This window comes from Geothrix sp. SG200, from assembly GCF_022808935.1.
In the GTDB taxonomy this organism is placed as follows: Bacteria; Acidobacteriota; Holophagae; order Holophagales; family Holophagaceae; genus Geothrix; species Geothrix alkalitolerans.
Window position 1 is genome coordinate 376,838 of the sequence record NZ_JAKZFR010000002.1, and the last position, 26,394, is coordinate 403,231.

Below are 26,394 nucleotides of genomic sequence, written 5' to 3' on the forward strand. Positions count from 1 at the left end.
TGGCCCTCTCAGCCCAGGATCCGCTCGACCTTCGTCACGCGCATCACCACCGCCCCTCGGCACCAGGGGTGCCTGACCTTCACCCGCGCGTGGAGCGCCTCTCCCGACTGCACCTCCGCGGTCCCCGAGAGCCGGAAGCCCACCGCCGGGCCCTCGGCGCTCCGCTGCCTGCCGATGATCATCTGGACCGATGGGTCGCGGGCGAGGTTTTCCTCCGTTGTGCGGTAGCCTCCGGCGGGGAACACCAGGGTCGTGGCATCGACCGCGTCGAGGTAGCTCTGCCAGGTCGCCACCAGGTGGGGACCATCGGGCCCCTGCGTCACGAAGGTCGCGGACCCCTCCGCTTCGAGCACGGCGAGAACGGTCGCATCGAGCATCATGGGCCTCCCTCCCCACGGTAGCACCCAGGCGCAGCCGGGGCCGGCCAGGGTCGGCCCCGGGGAGGATCCACCAGCCTTCAGGTTTCAGCGCAGGGCTTCCAGGGCGTTCACGCGACCCCGGCCCGAATAGGGGTCGACGCCGGGCTTGAGGATGTCGTCTGCGCGCTGCTCGATCCTCCGCTTCAACTCGGCGGGCGGCATCTTGCCGTACTTGCCCACGATCAGGGCCGCCACGCCGGAGACATGCGGCGCCGCCATGGAGGTGCCGGCCGCGAAGTAGTAGCCCCACGCGGTGGCGGAGCGCCCCGCAGGGCTGATCACCATGTCGTAGGGATACCCCGCTTCAGAGGCGAAGTCTCCGCCCGGGGCCGCCACATTCACGACGGACACCCCGTAGTTGGTGTACGAGGCGGCCCGATCGAAATCCGCCAACCCGTACGGCCCGGTGGCGGACACGGCCATGCCGTTGCCCGACTGGGCCGGAATCGCCCAGAGTCGGCTGTCGAGGTTCACGCCTTCATTGCCCGCGGAGGCCACGCAGAGGGTGCCAGCGGCCGTGGCGTAGGCGATGGCCCGGTTGAGGGCGGCGATCAGCGGGCCGGACCCACCGCCGCCGGCATTGATGCGATCGAAGGTGGCCCCCAGGCTCATGTTGATCACATCGGCCCGGACCTCGGGCCCGGCGGCGTAGAGGATGCCGGAGATGATCCACGAGAAGGACCCGTTGCCCGTGTCGCTTCGCAGCACCTTGACGGCGACGATCTCGGCCTTGGGGGCCACGCCCTGGGTGCCGCGGTCGTTGATCGGCGCCGCGATGATCCCGGCCACATGGGTGCCATGGTTGAAGCCGTACACGATCGGGTCGATGTTGGCCTCGGTGGGGACGAAGGACCGGCTCAGCGCGAGGTTGACGTTGGGGCCGATGTCGGGATGCCCGCTCCAGATGCCCGAATCCAGGACCGCCACGCGCGCGCGCGCCACGCCCCAGCCCTGATCGCCGTTGAGCGCCGCCTGGTCGGCCTGGATCTGGCGGATGTTCCACTGGTACCCCCAGAAGGGCTCACTGTTGAGCCCATTGGCCTGGGGGCCGGAATCCTGCGCCGCTGTGGCGCGCACATCGGGAAGCCACGGCACCTCGACGTCTTCGGCGGCCTGCTGCACCCGGGCATCGGAGGCCACCTGCGCCAGGAAACCCGGGTTGGCGGATGTCGCCACCACCACACCGATGTCGGGAAGGCGACCCGTGATGGCGCCACCGGCGGCGCTCACCAGGTCGTCCAGATTGGTGCTGCCCCGGCCCTGCGTCCGGGCCAGGATCAGGTAGGCGCGCGGGGCGTCCGCTGCCAGGGCGGCGCCCCCGGCCAGGACGAGGGCCAGGAAGATGCCGGCGGGAAGAGACTTCATGGTCCATCTCCTTTTAAGGCTGCCGGTATGCCGGCAGCAGGGTTGTGTCGAGACGCTCTCACCAAGAAAAAAACAATGATGCCATCTCGACAACATGATCATTTACAAAAACCATGTCAACAAACCCATGGATCCGCTGAAGGCGTGCCTGCCCACAGGTCGTCGCACCCCTGTCGGAGGTCAGCTCACCTCGGCCAGCCTCAGCCGCACCTGCTCGCGATGCAGCCAAGCAGCTTGGGCCTCGCTGAGGCCGTGCGCCAGCGCCCGGTCGGCGGCCTCGCGGCAGCGAGCCAGGAGCCGGCGGTCGCGCACCAGGTCCGCCACCTGGAACTGAGGCATCCCCGCCTGCCTCACGCCGAAGAATTCCCCAGGGCCGCGCAGCTCCAGGTCCCGCTGGGCGATGCGGAAGCCATCCTGGGTCTCCACCAAGGTCTGAAGCCGCTCCGTCTCCGAGCCGCTGATCATGAGGAAGTGGCTGCGATGCGCGCCGCGCCCCACCCGGCCCCGCAGCTGGTGGAGCTGGCTGAGGCCGAAGCGCTCGGCGTGGTCCACCACCATCACCGTGGCGTTGGGCACATCCACCCCTACCTCGATGACGGTCGTGGCCAGCAGGATCTTCGCCTCGCCGGAGGCGAACCTCGCCATGCGGGCGGCCATCTCGTCGGCCCTCACCCGGCCGTGGACCACCTCAATCGCCACGTCCGGGAAGATGCCCCGCAGCAGGGCCTCCATGGCCTGGATGTCGCGCAGCTGGACCTTGCCTTCGTCCGAGGGGTCGATGCTCGGACTCACCACAAAGGCCTGGCGGCCCTCGGCCAGCTCGCGCCGCACTTGCTCCCAGGCACGCTCCGCGAACTCGGGCTTGTGCAGCTTGGTGGTGATGGGTTGGCGGCCCGGAGGAAGCTCGTCCAGCACGCTCTGGTCCAGGTCGCCGAAGATCGCCAGGGCCAGGGAGCGGGGGATGGGCGTGGCGCTCATGACCAGCCAGTGCGGGTCGCCACCCTTCTCCTTCAACGCTTCGCGCTGCTTCACTCCGAACCGGTGCTGCTCGTCCACCACCACCAGCTGCAGCTTGTGGAAGGTCACCGCCTCCTGGAAGAGGGCGTGAGTGCCCACGATGTAGCGGGCTTCTCCGCTGGCGATGCGGGCCAATGCCGCCCGCTTCTCCGCGGCCTTCATGCCGCCCAGGAGCAGCTGGAGGGAATCGGCCCGGTCGCCCAGGTAGCGCCGGAAGCTGGCGGCATGCTGGCGGGCGAGCACCTCCGTGGGCACCAGCAAGGCTCCCTGCCCGCCGGTCTCGGCGACCATGGCCATGGAGAGCAGCGCCACCAATGTCTTGCCGCTGCCCACGTCGCCCTGGAGCAGGCGGTTCATCACGCGGCCCGAGGTGAGGTCGTCCACGATGTCCTTGAAGGCCCGCCGCTGGGCTCCGGTGAGGTGAAAGGGGAGGAAGGACCGCAGCCGCTCGCGCAGCTCCGGCGAGGTGGGCACCACCAGGCCGCGGCGCTTCAGGCGCCCGGCGCGGCGCAGGGCCACGCCCAGGGAGAAGGCGAACAGCTCCTCCGCCGCCAGCCGCTCGTGGGCGGGCGACTGGCCCTTCTCCAGCAGGACCGGATCGCTGCCGTCCGGCGGATCGTGCAGCAGCCGGAACGCCGTCATGGCGTCCGGCAGATCCTTCGCCAGCTCGAGAGGCAGCCACTCCTCCGCCGCGTGGGTCCGGCCCAGGGCCTCCTGCACCAGCCTCTGCCGCGCCCGCCCCGGCATGGGTCCCAGCTTGCGGTAGAGGGGCAGGAAGCGCCGGACCCACGCGAGATCCTCGCCCCGGCCCATCACCTCGAACTGGGGGGCGCGCATCTCCAGACCCTGGCGGCCCACGGAGAGCGGACCGAAGGCCAGCAGGCGGTCGCCCACCTTCAGCGACCGGCCCAGGTAGGGCTGGTTGAACCAGATGAGGCGCAGGGTGCCCGTGCCATCCTCCAGCAGGGCCTCAGTGAGGGCCATGCGCTGCACGCGCGTGGTGCTCTGGCGCAGATCCCGCAGGGTGCCCAGGACGGTCACGATGCCTGAATCCGCCGGCTCGAAGCCCCGCAGGTCCAGGCTGTCCAGGGTCCGCAGGCTGCCCCGGTCCACGTAGCGGTAGGGCAGGCTCCACAGCAGGTCCCGCAGGGTGTCGACGCCCGCTTCCTGCAGCGCCGCCGCCCGCGCGGGGCCCAGGCCCCGGAGGACCGTGACCTTGGTGGATAGGGGCAGGGGCGCGAGCGTCATGGCGGCTGTTTCAGCCTAGCCGCGCCTCTATGGACTCCACCATCTTGGCGACGTAACGATCTCCGTACCAGGCCCCGTGGCGGGGATCCTCCAGCTTCCGGAGGCCCGTCATCAGGGCCGGCAGATCCAGGATCCCACGGTCCACGAGGCCCCGGATCTGGGTCCGGGTCCGGCCGGGGCCGGCGATGGGATGATCCTCCGCGAGCCGCGCCAGGGCCCGGGCCATCCAGGGAAGGGCCGGGATGCCGCAGCCGGCCAGCGCCTGCCAACCCCCCTCCAGGAAGGCGCTCCAGAGGCCCCGGGCCTGGGTCAGCGTCTCCTCCTCGAGCAGGACCCGTCCGGCGAACAGGCCAGGCAGAGCAGCCGGGGCGGTTTGCGACACGCCCCGCTCCAGGGGGACCAGGTCAGCGAGGGTGCCCTCGGGAAGCTCGGCGAGCACCCATAGCAGGCAGGCCTGCTCCCAGGGATCCGGGCCGAACCAGAGGACGGGCTCGGCGGTGCCGCCCAGGTCGTCCAGGACGAGCCTTGGCGGGTCCTCACCCTCGGGCAGATCCCACCAGTCGGCCCTCAATCCGGGCAGCCGGGAGGCATCGGACGTCCAGGGACCCACCGCCGGGGAATCCCGGCAGACACGCACGGCGCCGGGCAGGCCGGACCGCCGATGCACCGCGGCTGCGGCATCGCCACAGTGGAGGTGGATCAGGCTGTCGTGCGAAGCCATGGGCCTCCCCGGAATGGAGACACCCAAAGCATACGACCCGGGTCAATCGATCTGCCGGCCCTATCTCGGACGAATCGCTGCCTTCAGCGGGCGGAGCCCACCGCCTGCTTCGCCATGGCCTTGGCCAGGGCCTGCTCCAGGTCCGCCCACAGATCCTCGGGGCTCTCCAGGCCCACGGAGAGGCGCATGAGGGACTGGGAGATGCCGCTGTGCTCGCGGGCCTCTGAGTCCACCACGCGGTGCGTGAGGGCGGCCGGGTGCTGGATGAGCGTGTCCACGCTGCCCAGGGACACCGCCGGCGTCATGAGCTTCACTTCGGCCATCACCACGGCGGCGGCCTCGAAGCCCCCCTTCAGTTCGAAGGCCATGAGGGAGCCAGGGCCCTTCATCTGGCGGCCCAGAAGGCCCTTGGGATCCTGGCCCGGCAGGCCCGGGAAGTGGACGGCGGAGACGGCGGAATGCTTCGCCAGGCGCTCGGCGATCACCTGGGCGCCCGCCTGCTGGGCGCGCACGCGCAGGGGCAGCGTGGGCAGGCCGCGGTGCAGCAGGTAGGCCGCCAGGGGATGCAGCACATTGCCGGTGATGACGCGGACCTTGCGCAGCTCCGTGGCCCAGTCGTTGTTGGTGGCCACGATGCCCGCCAGCACGTCGCCGTGCCCGCCCAGGAACTTGGTGGCGCTGTGGAGGACCAGGGTCACGCCCTGCTGGATGGGGTTCTGCAGGATGGGCGTGGCGAAGGTGTTGTCCACCAGCACGGGGACCTTGCCCGCCTGCCGCACCACATCGTCGAGATCCACCATCGCGAGGGTGGGATTGGCGGGCGTCTCCACGATGACCATGGCCGTGTCGGGGCGGATCGCGGCGGCGATGCCGTCGGCCTCGGCCCAGGTCACTTCGAGGCCCAGCATGCCGGAGGCCAGCAGGTGATCCGTGCCGCCATAGAGCGGGCGGACGGCCACGACATGGCCGCCCCGGGCCTTCGCCGCCATGAGGCAGGCGGTCACCGCCGCCATGCCCGAGCCGAAGGCCACGGCCTCCTCGGCGCCCTCCAGCTGGGCCAGGGCCTGTTCGTAGCGGGCGGTGGTCGGATTGTAGAGGCGGGAATAGACGGGGCTCCCGATGGGCAGCCCGCCCATGGCCATGGCCTCCAGGCTGCGGCCGCCCTCATCCAGGTCATGCAGGGGGTAGGTGCTGCTGAGGTCGATGGGCAGGGCGTGGACGCCTTGTTCGTGGAGCACCTCGCGGCCGGCGTGGACGGCCTGGGTCTCGATGGACAGGGCAGTGTTGGGCTTGGACATGGGGACACTCCTATCCCCAATGTAGGTTTCATGAATTCGGTAATCCCCCGAATCTTTTTCGTGGAATGATGCCATTCATGGAACTTGACCGAATCGACTGCGACATATTGAGCCTATTACAGAAGGATGCTCGCCTATCCAATAAGGAATTGGCCGGCGCGGTGGGTCTGGCGCCGTCCTCATGCCTGGCCCGCGTGCAGCGCCTGCGTTCCGAGGGCGTGCTGATGGGCGCCCATGCGGACGTGGACCCGGGAGCCTTGGGTGTGGGCCTCCAGGCCCTCATCGCCGTGCAGCTGCGCCAGCATAGCCGGGCTCAGGTGAAGGCCTTCTGGAAGCACGCCATGGGCCTGCCTGAGGTCCTGGCTGTCTTCCACGTGGCCGGCACACACGACTTCCAGGTGCACGTGGCCGTACGGGACGCCCACCACCTGCGCGACCTGGCCCTGGACGCCTTCACCACCCGCCCTGAAGTGGCCCACATCCAGACCAGCCTCATCTTCGAGTGGGCCAAGGGCGCCGCGATGCCGAACTACCGGGCCTGATCCTCAGCGTCCACGATCTGGGTTCCCCACTGGGTGACCGCCTCCACAACCTGGCGGAAGCCCTGCCCCTTGCAGGTGAGCTCGTACTCCACCCGCACGGGCGTGGTGGGCAGGACACGGCGCACCAGCAGGCCCTGGCACTCCAGTTCCTTCAGCCGGGCGGAAAGCACTTTTTCCCCGATGCCGGGAACCCGGGCGGCCAGCTCGTTGAACCGGAGTGGCCCTTCCTGGAGGACCCACAGAATTTGCCCCGTCCAGGGCTTGCCCAGCAGGTCGATGGCCATGCGGAAGCACCGGCAGCTGGATGATTCAGGAAGGTTCATGAGGCGGTCCATGGGCCCGGGGAAAACCCGGCGGCACCACAAAACTATCCCAAAGAAAGCTGCTTGACAAGGGGAAGCAGCGATCTCACTATTGCTTTCATAGGGAAATAGGCTTCCCGAAAGAAAGCACAATCCGGACGACTCCGGCACCCAATCACCCATCGGCAGCGGCACCCCGCCTGGCGTGGGAGGGTCATCGACCCGTCTTCAACCAAGGAGCACCTCCCATGCGCGCCGTTCTCGCGCTGGCCCTCGGCCTGTCCCTCCAGGCCCAGGACGAGCCCTACCCCGAGATGGGCCCTCTGCCCACCCGGAACATGTTCACCCTTCTCCAGGCCCCCATGACCTACCAGCCCCAGGCCCCGCGACCCATCGGCCGGGGTCGCTGGCAGGTGACCCTCACCCACGTCCGGGCCAACATCTTCGAGTTCTCCGACCTGATCAAGGACCATCCGCCCGCCTGGTTCCAGGGGCGCCACCGCATGGACCGGGCTTCCCTGGAGGCCCTGGCCGCCGAGTATCCCACCGCACCTTTCATCTTCTACTTCGACGAGGAGATCGCCCGGACCACCCTCCAGGTGCGGCGTGGCCTCACCGACCGAACGGATGTCTGGGCGGAGCTGCCGGTGGAGCGCCACGGCGGAGGCGACCTGGACACCCCCATCGAGGCCTTCCACAAGACCTTCGGCTTCGAGCAGTGGGGGCGCACCGAGGTGGCTCGCAACCAGGCCGTGGTGGCCACCATCCGGTACGGACGCCTGGATTTCGTGCGGGAGGGCGCCCAGCCCACCCGCGTCCAGGACCCCCTGTTCGGCCTGGTCCACCTGATCCACCAGGATGCGACCACGGGCCTGAGCGCCACCCTCACGGTGAAGCCACCCCTTGCCCGCACCTACAACTCGTTCAAGTCAGGCTGGGACGTCGAGGGCGGGCTCAGCGGCTGGTGGCAGCCCTCCGCCACCCAGGTGATCTACGCCGGCGCCGCCTACACCCACCGGGGGCGCGGCAACGCCGCCTACAACCAGCTCGACTACACGTCCGATCTGGGTGCCCATCTGACCTGGCAGGGGCGCCGCAACAAGGTGATCCAGCCCTTCCTCCAGCTCTACTTCCTGAGTGGCTTCAGCACGCCCCAGCCCTTTGCCAAGCTGCACGACAACAGCCTCCAGCACGACCTGGGCTTCCATGCCTATCTGAACTCCCGGACCACCCTGACCTTCCGCTACGTGAACAACATCACCCACCACGAGAACACCGACGACGCCTCCTTCGCCCTGGGCGCGACGTACCGGTTCTGACCTGGATCCTGTTCTCTCCCGTCAGCGCCTGGAGCCATCCTCCCCGGCGGCCTCGCGGGCCAGGATCTTCTCGATGCGCCGGTCCGGCACCAGCCAGATGAGGGCGACCACCCAGTAGAGGGCGAACCCGGCCCAGCGGTTGGCGAAGGACAGGAGGATGGCGGCGGCATAGATCGCGACGGAGATCTTTCCCTTGAAGTCCCCGCCCACGGCCGCCTCGAGAAGCGATCCCCTGCCGTGGTGATGGATCAGGCATCGGCTCAGCAGGTAGTAGGCCAGGCCGGCCATGAGCAGGATGAACCCGTAGAGGGCCACGGGCCCGGCCGCGAAGTGGTTGCCCCCCATCCAGGCCGTGGCGAAGGGCACCAGGGAGAGCCAGAACAGCAGGTGCGTATTGGCCCACAGGATCGGCCCGTTCACCTTCCTGGCCGCATGGAGCATGTGGTGGTGGTTGTTCCAGTAGATGGCGATGTAGATGAAGCTCAGCGCATAGCCCACGAAGGTGGGCAGGAGCGGCCGGAGGGCCGCGAAGGAGTCGCCGTGGGGCGCCCTCAGCTCGAGCACCATGATGGTGAGGATGATGGCCATCACGCCGTCACTGAAGGCTTCCAGCCGGTTCTTGCCCATGAACTCCTCGGATCCGCGATTGTTTCACGACCTGGCTAGGACAGGTGCTTGACCACCAGCCGCTGGAGCGTGGGAAGGCCCCGGAACGTCGCCTTCAGGCCCAAGGCCTTCTCGAAGACGGCGTTGGAAAAGGCGGACTGGCTCTGCTTGGTGCGGCAGCGCCACCACACCTCGCGGCCGTGGAAGCGGAAGTCGTCCTCCGCCGTCTCCAGGCTGCGGAGGCGGGCCGCCTGGGTTCCCGTGAGCGGGGCCCGGAGGAAGATCACGTTCATGGCCCGGGCCTCCGCCTGTTCCAAGGCATCGTAGGGGCAGCCGACCACCAGGGCCGCCAGTTCCGCGCCGGAGCGCAGGAACACGGCCACGGGAAACCCCAGCTTGGCCTCCAGGTGCGCCTCGAGGCGCGCCGCCAGGGACGCCTCGCCAGCCCGGCCCGCCTCGAAAACCACGTTCCCGCTGGCGATGAACGTCTCCACGCCCTGCAGGCCAAGTTCCTGGAAGCGCGCCTTCAGATCGGCCATGGTCACGATGTGGCCTCCGACGTTGATGGCGCGGAGGAAGGCGAAAGTCTTCGGCATGGCTATCCCAGCGCCCGATCCGCCAGCCGTCCCAGGTCGCCGCTGCCCTGGCTGTTGGCGAGGCTCTTGGCCAGGGCCACGACCATGGCCTCCTGCGCGGGAAGCGGCAGATCGGGCAGCAGGTCGGCGGCGGCGGCCACCGCCAGCACCTGGTGGGCGTGGTTGAAGGTGGGATCGTCCTGGACCGCCGCTTCGGCCAGGGCGGCCAGGGCCGCCTCTGCACGGCCTGCCTTGGCCAGCCCACCGGCATGGGCCATGGCCAGGGCCGGCTCCACGTCCAGGATCGCCTCCGTCAGGGCCCCGGCGTCCGGATCCGCGACCCGGGCGGCCCGCACCCGCTCCTCGGGCTCATCCGTGGGGAAGAGGTTCACCAGGGCCGCGGCCTGGCACCAGATGCGCGGGTCCGCGGAGCGGGCGCGCGCCACGGCGGCCAGGTAGACGTACGTCCACGCCGTCTTGCCCTCCAGGTCCCGCCGGGCGTCCAGCTGCTTCTCGGAAGCGGCCAGGACCAGGGCCGCCAGTGTGTCCCCGCTTCCCTGGCCCGCCTTCAGCCGGGCCGTGAAGGGATCCAGGAGCGCCACGAGGCCCAGGTCGCAGATCTCGCGCACCTGGGATTCCCAGGCCGCCGCGTCGAGCGTGGCCGGGGCCCAGGGCACGCTCGACGCGTCACCCAGCCGCTTGGCGGCGCGGCGGGCCCAGAAGGTGTCCTCCGGCGAGGCCGCCACCCAGGCCGCCAAGCCGAGGAGCCTCCGCCCGGTGGCTTTGGGCCGCTCCAGTCGCTCGTGCAGGTCGGCGAGATGGTCGCACACCACCGCCTTGTGCCCGACCGTGGCCATGTCCAGCTCGGTGAGCCCGCGAAGGCGCTGGAAGTCGGCTTCTGCGGGATGGTCGAAGCCCTGGGCCTCGGCGTAGGCCAGGCCGGGCCGACGGGACTGGATGAAGGCCTCCAGGTTCGGCCAGTGGCCGCTGCCCTTGGCCGCCGACACCTGGGCCAGGTTCTGGGGCGACCGGCGCCCTTCGTGGGCGGCCATGTGCAGCTGCGTGGCCAGGGCCCGGTGGAAGCCCGCCTCGCTCAGCAGCGGCTGCAGGCGCAGCACCGCCCGCAGGCCGAGGATGCCGTGCGGCACGTGGGGCAGGTAGGCCTCCCAGTCAATGCGGGGGACGAGGGTCTTCACCGCCTCGCGCACCCCGTCACGCAGGCCGTCCGACTGGGCGAGCTGGGTCGCGAAGGCCCCGAAGAAATGCTCCGTCGGAGCCTCCAGCTGCTGCTGCCAGCGGGGGTCGACCGTCATGCGCCCTCCAGCGGCAGGTTCCAGGCGGCCGCCACGAGGCGGGCCCAGTGGTGGTTCCAGGCCCGCTTCCACACCAGGCTGCCTTCCTTCATGTCGGAAGCTTCCAGGCGCTGTCGCAGCTCGGCCTTCAGGCCTTCGGCGGCCGGCCCGAGGGCGTCCTCGGCCAGGGCCAGGAGGGCGGCGCGAGCCTCCCGTTCCTGGTCGTGATGGGCCAGGTAGCCCGCGGACTCCGGCGAGGGCGCGACGACCCGCAGGCGCTGCCAGGCTTCGAAGGCCGCCTTCGCGGCGGGGTCGCCTCCCAGAGGCTTCTTGACCTGGTCCCAGCCCCTGCCCGCATCCAGCTCGGGCCCGGCGCGGACCACGGCTTCCCGGAGCTTCACGGCTTTGGTCACGTCGCGGTCGAGGTGCTTGAGGGCCACGAAGGTGCGGGGCTTCTCACGCTTCCCGCGGCGATCGAAGAACGCGTTGAGGGCGGACACCACCAGGTCCATGGGCACGCCTTCGGCCTCCCAGGCCAGCACCTGGCGGTAGTCGTCGGTGCTGAGCAGGCCGGCGCGGCCCCAGGCCCGGAAGGCCCACTCGCGCTCCAGCCAGTCCTTCTCCTCGCGGGTATAGGACATCAGGGCGCGGCCGGGGCTTCCTGCACCAGCACGGTGCCGTCCTTCAGCTGCAGGACGCCGTTCTGCCAGGACACCACTTCCTCGGGAACGATCTTGGCCTTGGCGAAGCCGCGCAGCCGGAAGGAGCCCGAGGCCAGGGAGCGGCCCTTGCGGTCCCAGATTTCCAGCTGCCAGAGGGTGCCCTGGTGGCCTCCCACCTTGAGGAAGATGCCTTCCTTCGATTCCGGGCACCACATGGCCTCCTGGGAGACCGAGGCGGGCCTTGCCGGAACGCCGCGGCAGGCCATCAGGCCCACCACCAGGGCAGAAGCCAGCAGGGTTATCGTCACCAGGGTCTTCGGAGGTCGCGCCATGCCGACATTCTACCGCCACCCCGCTAGACTGGTGACCGAGGGCAAGATGGTCCTGATCCGAGAACAGATCCGCTACAAGAGCCGCAAGGAGATCGAGAAGCTTCGCGAGGCGGGCCGCGTGGCCGCCAACGCGCTCCGCCTGGCCGCCCGCGCCGCCAAGCCCGGCGTGAGCCTCCTGGAGATCGACCGCGTGGCCGAAGCCTACATCCGCCAGCAGGGCGCCACGCCCAGCTTCAAGGGCTACCACGGCTTCCCCGCCACCCTCTGCACATCGGTGAACGACAAGGTGGTGCATGGCATCCCCTCCAAGTACGTGCTCCAGGAGGGCGACATCATCGCCATCGACTGCGGCGCCAAGCTGGACGGTTTCCATGGCGACACCTGCCTCACCGTGGGCGTGGGAAAGATCAGCGAGGAGGCCCGCCGCCTCATCCAGACGGCCCAGCTGGCGATGTACGTGGGCATTGAGCACTGCCGCCCCGGCGAGCGCCTGGGCGACATGGCCACGGCCGTGCAGACCTTCGCGGAGGAGCGCGGCTACTCCGTGGTGCGCGAGTACATCGGCCACGGCCTGGGGCGCGACCTGCACGAGGATCCCCAGGTGGTCTTCGCGGACCAGCGGCCAGGCACCGGCTTCCGCATGGAGCCGGGCATGACCATCACCATCGAGCCCATCCTCAACCTCGGCAGCCACAAGTGCCTGGTGGAGCCCGACGGCTGGACCGTCCGCACCCGCGACGGCCAGCTCTCTGCCCAGTTCGAGCACGACATCGCCATCACCAAGGACGGACCGGAAATCCTCTCGATTCCCGATCCGGAGTTCGAGCTCGAGGACGGGCTGTAGGGCAGCCCTCAGGGATCAGTCCTCAGGCGCGCGGGCTGCGTCCGCGCGCATACGAAAAACGCGCACGCGTTTTCCCCGCCACCTCTTCGCCTGCCGGCATTCAGCCTTCAGGACTCGGGTCCTGGGCTTGGTAGAGGTCCCTGCGCTGGACCTGCATGAAGGGAGAGGGATCGGTGACAGGGCTCCAGCCCAGCTTGGCGTAGAGGCCGTGGGCGTCGCGGGTCGCCAACATCAGGCGGCGCATGCCCTTCACCTCGGGCAGGTCCATGAGGGCACGGACCATGGCCTTCGATAGCCCCCGGCCTCGATGCTCCTCCAGCACGAACACGTCCGCCAGGTACCCGAAGGTGGTGTGGTCCGTGGCGAGTCTTGCGAAACCCACCTGGGCGCCATCGGAGGCATAGGCGCCCACGCACAGGCTGTGGCTCACAGCTTGTGCCACCACCTCGCGGGGGATGCCCGGGGACCAGTAGCTGCGGGTGAGGTAGCCGTGGATCACGTCGATCTGGAGCTCCCCCGAATCCAGGGAGATGCGGTAGCCATCCGGGTGAGCTGGCATCCCGGGGGTGGCTGGCCGGGCAGGAGCGCTACCCTCCGCCCATCGGCGGACGTGCTCCGGCACGTCGAGCTGGGGCCCGTCGTAGCCCATCAGGCGCAGCACCTCGGCCAGGGGGACGTTGCCGGCCTTCCCCCGGAAGAGGGCCTTCACGACACCTTCGGCCGCAAGATCGCCGTCCCGCTTCAGGAAACGCTGCTCCAGGAAGACCCACTTCTCGTCCCAGCCCAGCAGGCGCGTGTGCAGGGTGAAGGGCTCGAACAGCTCGAGGCTGCGGCGGTAGCGCATGGTGATGCCGCCCACCAGGGGCTTCCAGCGGTGGCCCAGCATGGCCCGGCCCAGCCTGGTCCGGAACGTGAGGTCGAACCGGCCCAGGTCCATGATGCTGAGGAAGCGCCCGTTGTTCATGTGGACGTTCATGTCCAGGTCGTTGGGCCACACCCGGAAATGCAGCACGGAGACATCCAGGGGATCGAGTCCCGGACGGCGCCAGAGCGTGAGCAGCTTCCAGAGGGTGCGGAAGAAGAGGACCATCCGACCAGCCTAGCGGAGCGATGCGCTACCTTGGAGCCATGGGATTCACGGTCCAGGCCCCCGCCAAGCTCAACCGCTTCCTCGCCGTGCTCGGGCGGCGGGCGGACGGCTTCCACGAGCTGGAGCTGGTCACCACCGTGCTGGAGGGTGTGACCGAGCTGACGGATACGCTCGCGGGCGAGCCCGCGCAGGTATTGGCGCTCGAGATCACCGGCCCCACCGGCCAGGGCCTCACGGCGGACGAGTCGAACCTCGTGATCAAGGCCTGGCGCCTCCTGGAGGAGGCCGCACAGCGCCCCTTGCCCGCGGTCCTGCGCCTGGAGAAGCGCATCCCCCACGGCGCCGGCCTCGGCGGCGGCAGCAGCGATGCGGCAGCGGCCCTGCGGCTGGGGAACCGGATGTTCGACCTGGGCCTCACTGACACGGTGCTGCTGGGCCTCGCGGCCCGCCTGGGCAGCGACGTGCCCCTGTTCCTCCTGGGCGGCACCGTACTGGGCCTGGGCCGGGGCGAGCGGGTGTTCCCCCTGCGGCCTGTGCCGCTGGAACCCATCCTGCTGGTCCACCCCGGCCTGCATGTAAGCACACCGAGCGTGTATCGGGCCATCCAGGACGTGGGCTACCCCTTCCCCGAGGCGCTGGCCTCCCAGCCCGAGGGCGCTGCGCCACCCTGGCGCAACGACCTGACAGGCGCGGCCCTGTGGGTGTGTCCGCCCCTGGCCGAAGTACGCGACGCCCTGCGCGACACCAGCGGCGAGCCCCTGCTCTGCGGCTCGGGCAGCTGCTGGGCGGCCCGGTACGACAGCATCCGGGCCCGGGACGAGGCCGCAGGGCGGATCTCCGGCCTCCAGCCCGACTGGGGCCTCTGGCGCATCTGACCCGCTCCAGGAACTCCAGGAGTAGGATGGCCCGGTCCCCAGGGAGGGCTTGTGCCGGCATCCTCGGAACAGCGGGCCCGCCGGATCCTCGTGATCCTGGGTCACCCCCGCGTGGAAAGCTTCTGCGGGGCCCTGGCCTCGGCCTACGCGGCGGGCGCCCGGGCCGCGGGCTTCGAGGTGCTGCGCCTGGACCTCGCGAGCCTCGCCTTCGAGCCCAATGTGCGGACGCCCTCGCCCCGGGACCAGGCCCTGGAGCCGGACCTGGCCCGGGCCCAGGCCCTGATCCGCTGGGCCGACCACCTGGTCTTCGTCTACCCGGCCTGGTGGGGCACCGTGCCCGCCCTGCTCAAGGGCTTCCTCGATCGTGTGCTCACGCCCGGCTTCGCCTTCGCGGCCGACGAGGACGACCCCGCCACCTGGGCGAAGCTGCTGAAGGGGCGCTCGGCCCACCTGCTGGTGACCTTGGACACGCCGACCTGGGCCTACCGGCTCATCTACCGCCAGCCCGGCCACCAGGCCATGCGGCGCGCCACCCTGGGCTTCTGCGGCGTGGCACCCACCTTCATCTCCACCTTCGCCCCCGTGAAGTCCTCCACCGCCGAGGTGCGGGCCCGGTGGCTGGATCGGGCCCGGGCGGAGGCGCAGCGCCTGCCAGGCCGGCTCCGCCGCCATGCGTTCCTGCACCGGACCGGAGCCTGGCTACGCCTGCTCCGCCTGCAGTTCTACCCCATGGCCTGGGTGGCCTACACCATCGGCGCCCTGGCGGCGGCGCGGCACGGGGGCGCCTTTTCGACCCGGATCTACTGGCTCGGCTATCTCTGCCTCTTCCTGATGGAGGCGCTTACCGTCGTCAGCAACGATTGGTTCGACCAGGGCACGGACCGCCTCAACCGCCACGCGGGTCCCTTCAACGGCGGCAGCCGCCTGCTGGCGGACGGAGAGCTCCATCCGCAGAGCGTCCGGCGGGCCATGGCCGCGTTGGCCTTGGCGCTGGGCGCTGGGCTGACGGCCCTGGGCGCCGCCCTGGCTCCGGCCGGTCCGGGCCTCTCGGCCATGCTCGCCCTGGCCGTCCTCGCGGTGGGGTACACGGTGCCGCCCCTCAAGCTCGTCTATCGTGGCCTGGGGGAGCTGGATGTGGGCCTCACCCACAGCTTCGCGGCCATCTTCGTGGGGGGCCTGCTCCAGACGGGCGTCTGGCGGGATCCCTTCCCCTGGCTCATGGGCCTGCCCCTCTTCCTGGCCACGCTCTCTGCCATCACGCTCTCCGCCCTGCCGGATCATGAGGCGGACGGGGCCGTGGCCAAGCGGACGCTGGCGGTGCTCCTGGGGCGCCGGGGCGCCGCCTGGGCCGCCCTGGTCTTCACCGTGGCCGCGGCCGCCTGCGGGGTGGCCTGGCAGGGACTGGGGATCTTCGCCGGTACCAGCGGGCTCGCCATCTTCCTGGCCCTCCCCCACGCGCTGCTGCTGGTCCGCGCCATCCTCCGCTACCTCCGCCGCGGCGCGCCCTGCGAGCGCATCGACGGGATCATGGCCCTGGCCCTGACCTACCTCCTGTGGTTCGGGATCATCCCGCTGGTCCACTTGTCCTGACCCGCCTTCCTGTGCGCACATCGAATCGAACCCGGGCATGATGGTGGGTTCCGAGGTGTCCATGTCCGGCTCCGCATTGCGAATCCGCGGCCTCCGCAAGGCCTTTCCCAAGGTGGTGGCCGTGGACGGCGTCGACCTGGAGGTGGCCCGGGGCGAGGTCTTCGGCTTGCTTGGTCCCAACGGCGCGGGCAAGACCACCACGCTGGAGATCATCGAGGGCCTCACCAGCGCGGATGCCGGTGACATCGAGATCCTCGGCCTCACCTGGGCGAAGCAGGGACAGGAGATCCGCGCCCGAATCGGCGTCCAGCTCCAGAGCACCAGCCTCTTCAACAAGATCACGCCCCGGGAGGCCCTGGACCTCTACGGCAGCTACTACCCGAAGCGCCGGGGCACCGGCGAGCTGCTGGAGCTGGTGCAGCTCCAGGAGAAGGCCGACGCCTACCACATCACCCTCAGCGGCGGCCAGCAGCAGCGATTGGCCCTGGCCCTGGCCCTGGTGAACGACCCGGAGCTGGTCTTCCTGGACGAGCCCACCACGGGCCTCGATCCCCAGGCCCGGCGCAGCCTGTGGGACGTGGTGCGCCGCATGAAGGCCGAGGGTCGGACGGTGATGCTCACCACCCACTACATGGACGAGGCCGAGGCGCTCTGCGACCGGCTGGCCATCATGGATCACGGCAAGGTCATCGCCACGGGCACGCCGGCCTCGCTGATCTCGGACCTGGCCATTCCCAGCGTGGTGGAGCTGACCTTCGAGGGCGACGCGCCCGAGCCGGCGGCCTTCGCGGCGCGACTGGACCAGGCCGTGGAGCGGCGCGCGGACCTCTGGGAGATCCCCACGCCGGATCCCAAGGCCCTGCTGCCGCGCCTGCTGGAGGCTGCTGAGTCTGCCGCCGTTCCCTTCCAGCAGGTCCACATCCGGCGGGCCACGCTGGAGGACGTCTTCCTGCACCGCACCGGCCGCAGCCTGAGGGAGTAGTGATGATGCTCTGGCGCCAGTTCGCGATGGAATGGCGGCTCTACCGCCGGGACCGCGTGGCCATGTTCTGGACCTTCGCCTTCCCGGTGGTGTTGCTGCTGGGCTTCGGCGTCATCTTCCGGGACGGCGGCGGGCCGAAGCTCTCCGTGGTCCGCGTACAGGCCCCGGCTCCGGGCCCACAGGACTCGGCCCTGGACCAGGCCCTGGCCGATGTCCAGCTCAAGGTCCAGACCCTCCCGAAGGCCGAGGCCGAGGCCCGCTGGGCGCGGGGCGAGACCGCCGCCCAGCTCGAGACCGATGGCGCGGGCTACCGCCTGCGCCTGAACAGCTACCTCATGGCCCAGGCCGGCGCCACGGCGGGACTGGTGAACCAGGCCTGGCTCATGGCCCAGGCGCGATTGAGCGGGTCGCCCGAGCCCCAGCGGATCCCCGTCTCGGTGGAGAGCCCCGGCCACAAGCACTCCGCCAACTACGCCGCCTTCCTGCTGCCGGGCCTGCTGGGACTGAACCTCGTCAGCATGGGGCTCTTCAGCGTGGGCATGGTGAACGTGTCCTACCGGGAGAAGGGCAAGTTCCGCCGCCTGGCCGTCACGCCGCTGCCCAAGTGGATCTTCCTCCTGGGCCAGGTGCTGCACCGCCTGACGGTGACGGTGATCCAGGCCGCCATCCTGCTGCTGGTGGGCCGCCTGGTCTTCGGCATCGAGAACCAGGGCTCGTTCATCGACCTGTTCCTCATCATGACCCTGGGCACGGGCTGCTTCATGGCCTTCGGCTTCGCCCTCAGCGGCTTTGCGGACACCTCCGAGGGCTACGCGGCCATCTCGAACCTGGTGTTCTTCCCTCTCATGCTGCTGAGCGGCGTCTACTTCACGCTGGATTCCGCCCCGGCCTGGCTCCAGCACGCCGTGGCCATGGCGCCCCTGGCCCCCTTCCTGCGGGCCCTGCGGGCGGTGTTCAACGATGGGGGTTCCCTGGCCGGGCACGGGGCCGGCCTGGCCATCGTGGCCGTCTGGGGCCTGGCGGCCTTCGCCCTGGCGGTGCGGCGGTTCCGATGGGCCTGAACCCGTCCAGTTCTACAGCTGGGTGGCAGATGACCCGATAACGGCCCCATGCATCCGCCAGGGGAACCCCAGGATCCCGCCGAGGCCCTGGCCTTGGTACGCCGCTACCTGAACGCCACCTACCGCATCGCAGAGGCGGCGCTTCGCGCCACCGACCTCCAGGAGATCTACGCACGGGTCCACACCATCGTGCGGGACCTCATGCCGGCCGAGAACCTGTACTTCGCCCTGTGGGACAAGCCCTCCGACACCGTCTCCTTCCCCTATTTCGTGGACGCGCAGGACCCCAAACCCGAGCCGAGGCGGCTTCGGCGAGGGCTCACGGAGTACGTACTCCGCACGGAGCAGCCCCTGCTTCTGGACACGGAAGTCCTCCGGGGACTGGAGGCCTCCATGGCGGTGGAGCCGTTCGGGACAGATTTCCTGGATTGGCTGGGGGTGCCTCTGGTGGGCAGCGAGGGTGTGTTCGGCGTCCTGGCCATCCAGATCTACGAAGGCGACCGGAGGTACACCCCGGAAGAGCGGGATCTGCTGGTCTATGTGTCCGGCCAGGTGGCCATGGCCATCGAGCGGAGGTCCGCCGAGGACGCCCTCCGCGTCAGCGGCGAGAAATTCACCAAGGTCTTCCAGGCCAGCCCGGACGCCATCAACCTGACCAGCCTGGACGATGGCACTTACCTGGACATCAGCGACGGCTTCACGCGCCTCACGGGGTGGACGCGGGAGGAGACCCTGGGCCGGACCGCCCTGGACCTGATGGTCTGGGCCCAGCCCGAGGACCGGAAACGGGCCGTACGCCTCATCCGCGACCACGGGGAGTTCACGGGCCTCGAGGCCCCCTTCCGCCGCAAGGACGGCAGCCTCCTCACGGGCCTCATGTCCGGAAAGATCATGGAGGTGGATGGCACGCCCTGCCTGCTCTCCATCACCCGGGACATCTCGGATCGCAAGGCCGTCGAGCAGGCGCTCCAGGCGGAGCGCGGACTCTTCGTGGGCGGACCCGTGATGGTGGTGCGCTGGCGCGCCGCCGAGGGGTGGCCGGTGGACTACGTGTCCCCCAACGTCCAGGCCATCCTGGGGTACACCCCGGAGGACCTCGTCAGCGGCCGGGTTCCCTACAACAGCCTGGTGCATCCCGATGAGGTGGAGGCCATCCACCTGGCCGCGGCGGCCTTCAGGGCCCGGGGCCAGACCCACTACGAGCAGCAATACCAGCTGCGGACGGCTGCCGGGGAATACCGGTGGTTCTACGACTTCAGCACCTCGGTGGCCGGGCAGGGGTCGGACCCCGGCTACCACCTGGGTTACCTCCTCGACATCACGGACCGCCGGCGCGCCGAGGAGGCGCTGCGCCAGAGCCAGAAGCTGGAGAGCCTGGGCGTGCTGGCGGGAGGCATCGCGCATGACTTCAACAACCTGCTCACCGTGGTGTTGGGCAACCTGAACCTCGCCCAGCTCAAGCTCCCCGAAACCGCCCCGGCCCGGCCCTACCTCGCCAACATGGAGGCGGCCATTCTGCGCGCCACCGAACTCACGAAGCAGATGCTGGCCTACTCGGGACGGGGCCACTTCGAGGTCCGGCCCCACGACCTCAACGCCGTCGTCCAGGACCTCACCCACCTGCTCGAAGTATCCATCTCCAAGAAGGTCCGCCTCCACCTGGAGCTGGCCGCCGACCTCCCGGCCATCCAAGCCGACGCGGCCCAGTTCCAGCAGGTGATCATGAACCTGGTCACCAACGCCTCCGACGCCATAGGCGACCAGGAAGGCACCATCCACATCACCACCTCGGCCCGGGATCTCGACGCCTCGACCCTCCGGAACGAGTTCAGGCTCGAGGCTCCCCGACCAGGGCGCCACGTGCTTCTCGAAGTCGAGGACACGGGCTGCGGCATGACGCCCGAGGTGATGGACCGCATCTTCGATCCCTTCTTCACCACCAAGGCCGCGGGCCGGGGACTCGGTCTCTCCGCCATGCTCGGGATCCTCCGCGGCCACGGCGCCGGCCTGAACATCACCAGTCAGGTCGGCCGGGGCAGCCGGTTCAGGCTCTGTTTCCCCGCCGCGGACGAAGCCCCCGCTTCCAGGTCCAGGCAGGCCTCGCATCCCGAGCCGGCGCCCTTCCGGGGGCTCGTGCTCCTCGTGGACGACGAGGAGCAGATCCTCCGGAGCACGGGAACGGCCCTCGATTCACTCGGGTTCCAGGTGCTGGTCGCCCAGGATGGCCTCGAGGCCCTGGAGCGATTCCGTGAGCACGGGAAGAACCTTGATCTGGTGATCATGGACCTCACCATGCCCCGCCTGGATGGCCGGGAGGCCTTCCGGACCATGCGGAACCTGGATCCGACCATCCCCGTGGTCCTCAGCAGTGGGTATTCAGAGCAGGACTCCCTCCAGACGTTCCCCGAAGGCGGACCGACGGGTTTCCTCCAGAAGCCCTACCAGCTCAAGGACCTGAAGGCCGTCATCCAGAGAGCCCTGGGAAGCTGAGACGCATCCCAAGCTAAACTGGTCGGCTGGAGATCCTCATGCCGTCTTCCAAGCGCGCCAGGCTGGCCATCTTTCTCACCGTGTTCACCGACCTCCTGGGTTTCGGCATCGTCATCCCGATCCTGCCCCTCTATGCCAAGGAGATCGCGGACCACCCCAGCGCCTGGATGGAGGGCGTCAACCATTTCCTCGGCCTCGGCGGCACGGGCACGACACCGGGAGCCTTCTGGGCTGGTGTAGGCTTCCTCAGCTTCAGCCTCATGCAATTCATCGCTTCGCCCATCCTGGGCCGCACCTCGGACAAGGTGGGGCGAAAGCCCGTGCTGTGGATGAGCCTGGTGGGGTCGGCCATCGGCTACCTGATGCTGGCCCTCACCAGCCGCTTCGAGTGGATGCTGGCGGCGCGCATCCTGGATGGCATCACCGGCGGCAACATCTCAGTGGCCCAGGCGGCCATGGCGGACAGTTCGGCCCCGGAGGAGCGCTCCAAGGCCATGGGCATGATCGGCGCCGCGTTCGGCTTGGGCTTCGTGCTGGGCCCCGCCATGGCCGGCATCCTCAGCGGCAGCGCCTTCGGGCATCACCTGCTCGCGACCCGCGGCTGGCACCTGCCCTTCTTCGTGGCGGCGGGTCTGTCCCTGACCGCCTCTCTCCTGGTGGCCCTGTGGGTTCCCGAGACCCTCGACCATGCTGCGCGGGCACGCTCCCGCGAGACCCGCGGCCATGCCCTGGTGAAGGCCTTCAAGCGCCCGGGCATGCCCCAGCTGCTGATCGTGTCCCTGCTCGCGATGGCGGGTTTCTCCATGATGGAGGGGACCTTCGCCCTGCTCGTGCATGCCCGGTTCGACTTCCACCAGCGGGAGGTGGGCTTCCTCTTCGCCGGCATCGGCATCCTCATGGTGATCTACCAGGGCGGCCTCGTGCGAATGGTCTCCAAGCGCATCCCCGAGCGGATGGCCCTCATCGCCGGCCTGCTCATCCTGGGCATCACCCTGCCCCTCATGCCCAAGGCCGCCTGGATGTGGCCCTTCGTGCTGCTGTTCATCCCCCTCTCCTGGGGCAGCGGCATGAGCAACACCGCCGGTTCGGCCCTCGCCAGCCGGCTGACCCCGCCGGAGGACCAGGGCAGCCTCTTCGGCGTGCTGAACGCCATGACGGGCCTGGGCCGCATCATCGGCCCAGCCGTCGGCACCTTCGCCTTCGCCCGCTGGGGCGGCCAGGCCTCGTACACGGTGGCCGGCCTCACCATGGGCCTCGCCCTCCTCCTCGCCCTCACCCTCTCCCGCAAGGTGCCCGCATGATCCGCCTCGATGGACGCTCTCTCACCGCCACGCTGCTGACGCGCATCGCCGCCGGCGAGGGCGTCGCCCTCGACGAAGGCGCCTTGGCCCTCGTGACGGAGAACCGGGCCGTGGTGGACCGCATCGTGGCCGAGGGCCGCACGGTCTATGGCATCAACACGGGCTTCGGCCAGTTCGCCACGGTGGTGATTCCCCCGGACCAGCTCCAGCAGCTCCAGCTCAACCTCGTGCGCAGCCACGCCGCCGGCGTGGGCGAGCCCCTGCCCAAGGACCAGACCCGGGCCCTCATGGCCGCGCGCATCAACTGCCTGCTGAAGGCCCACAGCGGCATCCGTCCCGAGCCCATCCGGCTGCTGGCGGAATGCCTCAACCGCGACATCGTGCCCGTGGTGCCCAGCCAGGGCAGCGTGGGCGCCAGCGGCGACCTGGCCCCCCTGGCCCACATGGCCCTGCTCCTCGTGGGCGAAGGGCTGGCGTGGTCCGGAACAGGGCACATCCCCGGCGGCGAGGCCCTGGCGAAGGCAGGCCTGAAGCCCGTGACCCTCCAGGCCAAGGAGGGACTCGCCCTCATCAACGGCACCCAGCTCATCACGTCACTGGGCAACCTGGCCGCGGAGAAGTTCGCGCGCCTGGCGGACCTCGCCGACGAGATCGCGGGCCTCAGCCTGGAGGCCTTGCGCGGCACCCGTGCCGCCTTCGATCCCCGCATCCACGCCGCACGGCCCCACCCGGGCCAGATCGAGGTGGCCGAGCGCATGAGAGGCATCCTGGGCGCCTCCAGCGAGATCTCGGAAAGCCACAAGGATTGCCACCGCGTGCAGGACGCCTACAGCCTGCGCTGCATCCCCCAGGTTCACGGCGTGACGCGGGACGCCCTCCAGTTCGCCGGGGCCATCCTCGAGCGAGAACTCAACAGCGCCACGGACAATCCGATGATCTTTACAGACACTCAGGAGTCCCGCTCCGGTGGCAACTTCCACGGCCAGTATCCCGCCTTCGCCTGCGATGTCCTCGCCATCGCGGCGGCGGACCTCGCCAGCATCTCCGAGCGCCGGCAGGAGCGCCTCGTGAACCCGGCCTATTCGGACCTTCCGGCCTTCCTCACCCAGAACGGCGGCCTCGAATCCGGCTTCATGATGGCCCATGTCACCTCGGCCGCCCTGGTGAGCGAGATGAAGGGCCTGGCGCATCCGGCCTGCGTGGACACCATCCCCACCAGCGCCGGGAAGGAGGACCATGTCAGCATGGGCCCCATCGCCGCCCGCAAGCTGCTGCGCGCCGTGGACGCCCTCGAGCAGGTGCTGGCCATCGAGGCCCGCATGGCCCTCGAGGGGCTGCGCATCCTCGGGCTCGCCCCGGCCGCGGGCCTCCAGCCCCTGGTTGCCCGCCTGGCGGAGGCCTGCGCCCCCTGGACCGACCGGGTGATGTTCCAGGAGATCGACGCCACCCTCGGCGCCCTCCGCGCCCACCAGGACGTCTGCCCATGACCACCCCCTGGCGGCCTGCCTGCGAACTGGCGCTCCGGCGTTTCTCCGATGCCGACGCCATCCGGTTCTGGGGCATCGGCCACCAGGTGAACGGCGAATACCAGCCCATCTTCAACTACCGCTTCGAGCACACCTACGCGGCGGTGCTCCTGGCCCGGTGGCTGGCGCCCCTGGTGGGCGCGGACCTCGAAGTGGTGGAGTGCGCAGCCTGGCTGCATGACGTGGCCAAGCGGCTCAAGGATCCGCACGCCAAGGACACCCACGCCCAGGACGCCTCGACCCAAGTGGAGGAGATCCTTTCGGCCACGGACTTCCCGCCGGGGAAGATCCCCGCCGTGCGCCACGCCATCGAACACCACGTGGGTTTGAAGCTCACGAAGCGGCTGGAGCCCGTGGAGACCGCCTGCCTCTGGGACTGCGACAAGCTGAGCAAGATCGGCGCCGCGAGCCTCATCCACTTCGGCTGCATCAGCGGCGCCTTCCAGCCCATCACCACGGCGGAGATCCTCCGCCGCGGCGAGGCCTGGCTGGAGCTGGCCCGGGGCATCACTGCGAGCTTCAACACGGAGCCGGCCCGCGAAGAGGGCCGGCGCCGCCTGGCCTTCCTGGAGGCCCACTACGCCCAGTTGCGCCGGGAATGGTCCGATCCCATGGAGGCGACTCCCCCATGAGCCCGATATGAGCGATGTCCTCCAGCTGGCCCAGAGCCTGGCCGTGGCCTTCCGGTCCCTGCAGATGTACACCGCGGCCCACCCCCGTTCCAGGGACGCCGTGACCGCTGCCTATGCCACCCTGCAGCAGCAGCTGGAGGAACGCTCGCGGATCCAGTTCGTGGTCTCGGGAACGCGGCCCTTCTTCAATGGCGAGGCCCAGGACGACCGCAGCCCGCACCTCGCCGCCCTCGTCCGGCAGGTCACCGAGCGAGGCGTGAGCGGCTTCATCGTCGAGCGCGGGGTGACGCTGGACGAGTTCGGGGCCTTGGTGGAGGCCCTGGGGACCCGGCCTACCCGGGTCCAGGAGCTGGGCGGGCTCGAGAGCATGCTGCTGGCTGCGGGCGTGAAGCGCGTCCAGATCACCCAGGTCCGCTACCAGGTGGTGCTGGAGGGCGACGAGGGGGAGGAGCCCGACCGGGAGCTGAACCGCGCCCCCTCGGTCCAGGCCCCGCCCGTCGAGGATCCGCTGGTGAAGGCCATCCGGGAGGCCCTCCTGTTCTCCCTGCCGATGGGCGCAGGGCCCGGTGCCGCCGAGGCCGACGAGCTGGCCTTCCTCCAGGACTTCCAGCCCCTCCACCTGGGAGGCCTCGGCGCCCTGGGCACCGAGCTGGGCTTTGGACCGGACCACCCCTCCGCCGATCAGTTGGACACGCTGCGGGAGGTGCTCTCGGGCCTCGGCCCGGGAACCCTCCTCCGCCTGCTGGCCGGTCTGGGCACCCTCCCCCAGGACCCCGCCGGGCTCGCCGCCGGGGTTCAGGGCCTGGCAGGGGGCCTCCTGCAGCAGGCGGTGGCCGGGCTGCTCGGCCAGGGGGCCGAGTGGGGGCAGCTGGCGGGCCCGGTCCAGGGCATCCTGGCCCTGCTGCCGGACAAGGATCAGGTCCGGGGCGGCCTCGGGGACTTCCTTCGGGGCCAGAGGCACGACGCGAACAAGATCGGCCTCCTCCTGCGGCGCGTGAACTGGGAGGACCTCAGCCTCGAAGCGAGGCTCGTGAAGGTCCTCGAGGAGGGCTGCCTCTTCGACCTCACCCTGGAAGAGCGGCTGGCCTTCCTGCGGGAGCTGCTCGACCTCGGCCGGATCGACGACTTCGTCCGCGTGCAGGAGCTGCTCCTGGACGCCCTCCGCCAGGAGCGCCTGCTGCGCCTGCAGTCCGCCCAGACCCTGGCGGGGATCGCCCGGTGGGCCCACGCTCCGGGCCTGCCCCCGGACATCGAGGCTCCCCTGGCCGAGGGTCTCAAGGCCAACTTCCCCTGGGAGCCCGATCCTCCGGTCCACCGCTGGACCACCGAGGCCCTGGAGACCCTGCTCCGGGCCCACGTCACCCGGGGCGACCTCAACCGGGTCCTCTCCGACGTCCGGGAGCTCGAAGGGGCCTGCGCCTTCCTCGACCACCCCCAGCCCTGGCGCCAGGAGGCCTACGACCGGCTGCTGGAGGCCCTCCGCCGCCCGGGCGTCCTCGACGACGTGGTGGCCCACCTCCACGGCATGGACCGGGCCCACCTCGCCTCGGAGGTCTTCCCCTACCTCGAGTTCATCGGCGTCCCCATGGTCCACCACCTGATGACCTACCTGGGCCAGGAGGAGGACCGCGTGAAGCGGGGCCGGCTGGTGGAGGCCATCCGCCAGATGGGCCCGGCGGCCCTTCCTCCCATCCTCCAGGCGCTGGAATCGCCCACCTGGTACTTGGTGCGGAACGCCCTCACCCTCCTCACGGACGTCGGCGATGCCGGCCTCCTCCCCGCCATCGCGCCCCTGCTCCGACATCCGGAGCCGCGGGTCCGCCGGGTGGCCATCCGCTCCCTGTGGCGCCTCTGCGGCCCGGCCTCCGAACCGTATCTCATCTCCCGCGTGAAGGAGACCGATCCGGGCGCGCTCGAAGAGGTGCTCTTCGCCCTGGGCCAGCTCAAGTCCGTGGCCGGTCTGCCCGCCATCGCCGAGTTCGCCCAGGACCGCCGCGCCATGGAGAAGCTGCGGATCAAGGCCATCGAGACCCTCGGGGCCATCGGCTCGCCTGAGGCCCAGCCCTCCCTGGCGGAGCTGGTCCGGCGCCGGGGCTTCTTCACTGGCACGGAATCGGCTCCCGTCCGGCTGGCGGCCGCCCGGGCCCTCGCGGACCTGGGGACACCCGCCGCCGCAGCGCTCCTGAGAGGCGTCCTCGAATCGGAACCGCGGGGCGAGCTCCGCGAGGCCCTGATAGGGCTGACGGAACAGGTCTGAGGGGCGTTCTCGGGCCCCACGGGCGTGACGGACATCACAGGACATGCG

General features: G+C 70.0%; 24 protein-coding genes. 12 read left to right on the top strand and 12 right to left on the bottom strand.

Going from position 1 to position 26,394, the window contains the following annotated elements:
- Positions 1 to 8: 8 nt before the first annotated feature.
- From ML539_RS07115 to ML539_RS07135, 5 genes are all read right to left on the bottom strand, one after another.
- Positions 9 to 380: a pyridoxamine 5'-phosphate oxidase family protein gene (locus tag ML539_RS07115; protein ID WP_243322009.1), complete on the bottom strand. Its 372-nt coding sequence runs from the start codon at positions 378 to 380 to the stop codon at positions 9 to 11.
- Between the two features lie 84 nt (positions 381 to 464).
- A complete protein-coding gene (locus tag ML539_RS07120; RefSeq protein ID WP_243322010.1) occupies positions 465 to 1,784 on the bottom strand; it encodes a S8 family serine peptidase in 1,320 nt (439 codons plus the stop codon).
- 180 nt (positions 1,785 to 1,964) lie between these two features.
- Positions 1,965 to 4,049 (bottom strand): ATP-dependent DNA helicase RecG, encoded by a 2,085-nt coding sequence (gene recG, locus ML539_RS07125; protein WP_243322012.1) that lies wholly within the window; start codon positions 4,047 to 4,049, stop codon positions 1,965 to 1,967.
- Positions 4,050 to 4,059: 10 nt separating this feature from the next.
- Complete coding sequence (locus tag ML539_RS07130; RefSeq protein WP_243322014.1) at positions 4,060 to 4,770, bottom strand: DUF1835 domain-containing protein; 711 nt, start codon at positions 4,768 to 4,770, stop codon at positions 4,060 to 4,062.
- 83 nt (positions 4,771 to 4,853) lie between these two features.
- The gene (locus ML539_RS07135) at positions 4,854 to 6,068 is read right to left on the bottom strand and encodes an aminotransferase class I/II-fold pyridoxal phosphate-dependent enzyme (protein WP_243322016.1); all 1,215 of its coding nucleotides are present in this window, start codon (positions 6,066 to 6,068) and stop codon (positions 4,854 to 4,856) included.
- A gap of 77 nt (positions 6,069 to 6,145) precedes the next feature.
- On the opposite strand from ML539_RS07135, the gene ML539_RS07140 reads away from it, so the two are divergent.
- Positions 6,146 to 6,610: an Lrp/AsnC family transcriptional regulator gene (locus tag ML539_RS07140; RefSeq protein WP_243322017.1), complete on the top strand. Its 465-nt coding sequence runs from the start codon at positions 6,146 to 6,148 to the stop codon at positions 6,608 to 6,610.
- On the opposite strand, the gene ML539_RS07145 is transcribed toward ML539_RS07140, so the two are convergent.
- Entirely contained in the window at positions 6,598 to 6,894 is a 297-nt protein-coding gene (locus ML539_RS07145; protein ID WP_243322019.1) for a helix-turn-helix domain-containing protein, read from the bottom strand. The genes ML539_RS07140 and ML539_RS07145 overlap by 13 nt on opposite strands.
- Positions 6,895 to 7,160: 266 nt before the next feature.
- On the opposite strand from ML539_RS07145, the gene ML539_RS07150 reads away from it, so the two are divergent.
- A complete protein-coding gene (locus ML539_RS07150) occupies positions 7,161 to 8,231 on the top strand; it encodes a DUF3187 family protein (RefSeq protein WP_243322021.1) in 1,071 nt (356 codons plus the stop codon).
- A 21-nt stretch (positions 8,232 to 8,252) separates the two neighbouring features.
- Here ML539_RS07150 and ML539_RS07155 read toward each other — a convergent pair whose 3' ends face one another.
- From ML539_RS07155 to ML539_RS07175, 5 genes are read right to left on the bottom strand one after another with little or no spacing between them, the layout of a single operon-like run.
- Positions 8,253 to 8,858: a TMEM175 family protein gene (locus tag ML539_RS07155; RefSeq protein WP_243322023.1), complete on the bottom strand. Its 606-nt coding sequence runs from the start codon at positions 8,856 to 8,858 to the stop codon at positions 8,253 to 8,255.
- Between the two features lie 35 nt (positions 8,859 to 8,893).
- Positions 8,894 to 9,433 (bottom strand): DUF1697 domain-containing protein, encoded by a 540-nt coding sequence (locus tag ML539_RS07160; RefSeq protein WP_243322025.1) that lies wholly within the window; start codon positions 9,431 to 9,433, stop codon positions 8,894 to 8,896.
- Positions 9,434 to 9,435: 2 nt separating this feature from the next.
- Positions 9,436 to 10,725, bottom strand: a complete 1,290-nt coding sequence (locus ML539_RS07165; protein ID WP_243322026.1) for a hypothetical protein — start codon at positions 10,723 to 10,725, stop codon at positions 9,436 to 9,438.
- Entirely contained in the window at positions 10,722 to 11,345 is a 624-nt protein-coding gene (locus ML539_RS07170) for a hypothetical protein (RefSeq protein WP_243322028.1), read from the bottom strand. Before ML539_RS07170 ends, ML539_RS07165 begins: the two co-directional genes overlap by 4 nt.
- Positions 11,345 to 11,698, bottom strand: a complete 354-nt coding sequence (locus tag ML539_RS07175) for a hypothetical protein (protein ID WP_243322030.1) — start codon at positions 11,696 to 11,698, stop codon at positions 11,345 to 11,347. The genes ML539_RS07170 and ML539_RS07175 overlap by 1 nt, the downstream gene beginning before the upstream one ends.
- A gap of 46 nt (positions 11,699 to 11,744) precedes the next feature.
- On the opposite strand from ML539_RS07175, the gene map reads away from it, so the two are divergent.
- Positions 11,745 to 12,542 carry a type I methionyl aminopeptidase gene (gene map / locus ML539_RS07180; protein ID WP_347710747.1) on the top strand — a complete coding sequence of 266 codons (798 nt, stop codon included), beginning with the start codon at positions 11,745 to 11,747 and terminating at the stop codon, positions 12,540 to 12,542.
- 100 nt (positions 12,543 to 12,642) lie between these two features.
- Here the strand turns inward: map and ML539_RS07185 are convergent, their stop codons facing one another.
- Positions 12,643 to 13,632 carry a GNAT family N-acetyltransferase gene (locus tag ML539_RS07185; RefSeq protein WP_243322033.1) on the bottom strand — a complete coding sequence of 330 codons (990 nt, stop codon included), beginning with the start codon at positions 13,630 to 13,632 and terminating at the stop codon, positions 12,643 to 12,645.
- Between the two features lie 20 nt (positions 13,633 to 13,652).
- On the opposite strand from ML539_RS07185, the gene ispE reads away from it, so the two are divergent.
- From ispE to ML539_RS15430, 9 genes are read left to right on the top strand one after another with little or no spacing between them, the layout of a single operon-like run.
- Complete coding sequence (gene ispE / locus ML539_RS07190; RefSeq protein ID WP_243322036.1) at positions 13,653 to 14,507, top strand: 4-(cytidine 5'-diphospho)-2-C-methyl-D-erythritol kinase; 855 nt, start codon at positions 13,653 to 13,655, stop codon at positions 14,505 to 14,507.
- A gap of 51 nt (positions 14,508 to 14,558) precedes the next feature.
- Positions 14,559 to 16,097, top strand: a complete 1,539-nt coding sequence (locus ML539_RS15660) for an NAD(P)H-dependent oxidoreductase (RefSeq protein ID WP_243322038.1) — start codon at positions 14,559 to 14,561, stop codon at positions 16,095 to 16,097.
- 37 nt (positions 16,098 to 16,134) lie between these two features.
- A complete protein-coding gene (locus ML539_RS07200) occupies positions 16,135 to 17,079 on the top strand; it encodes an ABC transporter ATP-binding protein (protein ID WP_243322039.1) in 945 nt (314 codons plus the stop codon).
- A gap of 2 nt (positions 17,080 to 17,081) precedes the next feature.
- Positions 17,082 to 18,140 (top strand): ABC transporter permease, encoded by a 1,059-nt coding sequence (locus tag ML539_RS07205; RefSeq protein ID WP_243322042.1) that lies wholly within the window; start codon positions 17,082 to 17,084, stop codon positions 18,138 to 18,140.
- A gap of 48 nt (positions 18,141 to 18,188) precedes the next feature.
- Positions 18,189 to 20,630, top strand: coding sequence for a PAS domain S-box protein (locus ML539_RS07210; RefSeq protein ID WP_243322045.1), 2,442 nt, complete (start codon positions 18,189 to 18,191; stop codon positions 20,628 to 20,630).
- A 38-nt stretch (positions 20,631 to 20,668) separates the two neighbouring features.
- Positions 20,669 to 21,931, top strand: coding sequence for an MFS transporter (locus tag ML539_RS07215; RefSeq protein ID WP_243322046.1), 1,263 nt, complete (start codon positions 20,669 to 20,671; stop codon positions 21,929 to 21,931).
- Positions 21,928 to 23,418, top strand: coding sequence for a histidine ammonia-lyase (gene hutH / locus ML539_RS07220; protein WP_243322048.1), 1,491 nt, complete (start codon positions 21,928 to 21,930; stop codon positions 23,416 to 23,418). The genes ML539_RS07215 and hutH overlap by 4 nt, the downstream gene beginning before the upstream one ends.
- Positions 23,415 to 24,089, top strand: coding sequence for an HD domain-containing protein (locus tag ML539_RS07225; RefSeq protein WP_243322051.1), 675 nt, complete (start codon positions 23,415 to 23,417; stop codon positions 24,087 to 24,089). Before hutH ends, ML539_RS07225 begins: the two co-directional genes overlap by 4 nt.
- Positions 24,090 to 24,096: 7 nt before the next feature.
- The gene (locus ML539_RS15430; RefSeq protein WP_279341538.1) at positions 24,097 to 26,346 is read left to right on the top strand and encodes a HEAT repeat domain-containing protein; all 2,250 of its coding nucleotides are present in this window, start codon (positions 24,097 to 24,099) and stop codon (positions 26,344 to 26,346) included.
- Positions 26,347 to 26,394: the final 48 nt, after the last annotated feature.